Source organism: Streptomyces soli, from assembly GCF_003999195.1.
Lineage (GTDB): Bacteria > Actinomycetota > Actinomycetes > Streptomycetales > Streptomycetaceae > Actinacidiphila > Actinacidiphila soli.
This window is the reverse complement of record NZ_RJVR01000020.1, coordinates 1-3,178: the sequence shown is the minus strand read 5'-3', so window position 1 is coordinate 3,178 and position 3,178 is coordinate 1. Positions and strand designations below refer to the sequence as shown.

Here is a 3,178-nt window from a genome sequence, read left to right as displayed (position 1 = left end):
GGTGGCCGCCCCCGCCCTGTGCCTGCTGGCCGGCACGGTGCTTGCGCTGCGGCTGCTGCCGGCCGCCGCCCGGCTCGGCGAGCGGCTGGCGGTCCTGGCGCGCGGTCTGCCGACGGCGCTGACGGGCTGGCAGCTGTCCCGCCGGCCCGGCCGTGGCACCGGTCCGGTTCTGCTGCTCGTACTCGCCGTGGCCATGGGCATGTTCGCGATCGGGGATGCAACCAGCTGGTCCCGCTCGCAGCGGGACCAGGCGGACTTCGCGGTGGGCACGGACGTACGCGTCACGGGCTCGACCACTCCGCCCTTCGGGCAGGGCGGGCTGTACGACGGCGTCAAGGGCGTCTCCGCCGTCATGCCCGCCAACCGTACCGACGTGTCGCTGTCACAGGGCCGGTCGGCGACCGTCCTGACGACGGACACCGAGGCCGCCGCCAAGGTGATGCGGCTGCGCGACGACCTGTCCCGACAGTCCCTGGCACAACTGACGCGGCCACTGCGGACGCAGGCTGCCGGCGCGGGCTTCGTCCTGACCGAGGACGCGGCTCAACTGCGGATCGCCGCCCGCCTGGAAGCCCTCGGATCGGCCGGCCAAGGCGTCACCGACAGCATCACCGCGACCTTCGAGGACCGTTTCGGCGTCCCCTACTCCTTCCTGCTGCGCGACCTGCCCGCCGACGGCAAGTCCCACGTGCTGACCGCCGACTTCGCCGCCGGGTCCGGTCTCGCCAGCGGGGCCGCCCCCGCCGGGCCGCTGCGGCTCACCGGCATCCAGGCCGACTACCTCGTCCCCCGGCGGACCGAGCACCACCGGCTCGTCATCAGCAGCCTCCGTACGGTCGCGGCGGACGGAAGCACGCGGGCCGTGCCGGTGCCAGGCGACTCGGAGTGGACGGCCGCAACGCGGATCGACAACGCCGACTTCCCGAGCGCCGCCGGCCACGGCTACGCGAAGTCCCGGTCCTGGAAGCCTGATTCCGGCGCGGACACCCCTCTCACCGTGCGCTACGACACCGGGCAGGAGCCCTTCCAGAACTACACCCCGCCGGGATCCGACACCGCCACCCTCACGCTGCGCGCCCGTACCCCGGCCGCCCCCGCGCTGACCGGGGTCGCCACCGACGCCTTCCTCCGGGCCACCGGCGCGCACACCGGCAGCTCGGTCAAGGTCAACCTGGGAGGCGCCGACCTGACGGTCCGTGTCACCGGCACCGTCCACTCCCTGCCCACGACGGCCGCCACCGCCACCGATGAGCCCGCGACCGACGGCGGCGCCCTGCTGCTCGACCTCCGCGCCGTGAACCAGGCCCTGGAGGAGCGGAATCTGGCCGGCCTGGAGCCCGGCGAATGGTGGCTGGCCACCGATCCGGGGGCCGCCGCCCAGGTGGCGACGGCACTGCGCGACCGCAGCGATATCGACACCGTCCTGGTGCGGGAGGAGGAGCGACAACGGCTGAGCGCCGACCCGCTCGGCGCGGGCCCGCAGTCCGCGCTCCCGGCCGCCGTCATCGCCGCGATGCTGCTGGCGGCAGCGGGCTTCGCCGTCTCAGCGGCCGGCACGGTCCGCGAACGCGCCGGGGAGTTCGCGGTTCTGCGCGCGCTGGGGGCCTCCCGGGGAGGCCTCGCGCGGGTGATCGCCGCTGAGCAGGGCCTGCTGGTGCTCGTGGCGATAGCCGTCGGCGTGGCTCTCGGTGGCCTGCTGACCCGTCTCGTGGTCCCGCTCATCGTCCTGACCGCCCAGGCCACCCGCCCGGTGCCCGCCGTCCTGGTCCAGCTCCCGGCCCCGCAACTGCTGCGCCTGCTGGCGGCCGTGGCGGTGGTGCCGATCGTCGTGGTCGTGGTCACCGCGCTGCGGCCGGGCAACCCGGCGCAGGCGCTGCGACGTCAGGGAGGTGAGTGAGGTGCCGTCACCTCGCCTTGGCCATCTGGTTCCCCGTCTGATTCGCCGTACGGTTCGCCGGCCCATTCGTCCGGAGGCCCCCTGGATACGCACCCGGCTGCGCACCGCGCCGGGCGCGGCGCTCGCGCTGGCCGCGCTTGTCCTGGTCACCGCCTTCCTTGCGGCCGGACTACCGCGCGCCGTGGACGCGTACGAGGACGCCGCGCTGCGCGACTCGCTGAGCCACGCCTCGCCGGCGGACCGCAGTGTCACCGTGTCGACGACCCTCTCGCAGGGGTGGGTGTCGCCCAGCAGTGAGGGGATGCTGGGCCCGGCGGCGATGGCCGCGACGGAGAAGGCGTTCCGGCGGACCATACGGGAGCCGCTGGCTCTGGACTGGACGAATACCGTATACGGGGTCCGGAATGCGAAGGGTGCCCCGGTCAGCGACCTGGGGCTGCTGCCCGGGCCGACGCCTCAAACCGACCCGAAGGCCGACTTGGTCGCCCAGCCCGGCCTCGGCCGCCGCACCCGGCTCGTCAGCGGGCGGCTCCCCGGCTCACGTACCACGCCGGATACCGTCGAGGCCGCGCTCACCGCCGGAACCGCCAAGGTGCTCGGCCTGCACACCGGCTCCGCCGTCCATCTCACGCAGGTGACCGGAGTGCCACTGACCGTACGGATTACCGGGATCGTGGAGCCCCGCAGCCCGGGCTCCGCGTACTGGAACGCCGAGGCAGACCTGATCGCGCCGAGGCTGATCACCGTGCCGCCGACCCAACCCGGCGACGAGCCAACCTACTACTGGCACTTCACCGCCCTCATCGACGACAACGCCACACCGGTCCTGCTCGGCCTCGACGGGGGCGCCCAGCTGTACTGGCACCACCCCGCCGACACCGCCGCGCTCAACGCGCACCAGGTCCCCGCGGTGCGCGCCGTGCTCGGCGGACTGAGCGATGGACCCGCCGCGATCCGGCTGGGGTCCACGGCCCGGCAGCCCGGCGTGGCCGTCGAGGACGACGGCCTCACCCGCCTGCTCGCCTCCTTCGCCCAGGAACGGGCCGCCGCCGCACCGCTGGTGCTGATCGCCGCCGTGGGCGTCGGCACGGTCGCCGCCGCGGTGCTGCTCATGGCCGGCGGACTCGCGGTCGCCCGGCGGCAGGCGGAGCTGGACCTGCTGCGCGCTCGCGGCGGCAGCCTGCCCGGCATAGGCCTGCGGCTGCTCGGCGAGACCGCCGCCGTGGCCGTCCCCGCAGCGGTGGCCGGCGCGCTGCTCGCGGTGCTCCTGGTGCCGGCCGG

At 74.8% G+C, this 3,178-nt stretch carries 1 protein-coding gene and 1 pseudogene; both read left to right on the top strand.

Going from position 1 to position 3,178, the window contains the following annotated elements:
• A partial coding sequence (locus EFK10_RS01190; RefSeq protein ID WP_164835752.1) for an FtsX-like permease family protein occupies positions 1–1,897 on the top strand: 1,897 nt, incomplete at its 5' end.
• 1 nt (position 1,898) lies between these two features.
• A pseudogene (locus EFK10_RS01185) lies at positions 1,899–3,178 on the top strand (ABC transporter permease); the annotation flags it as partial.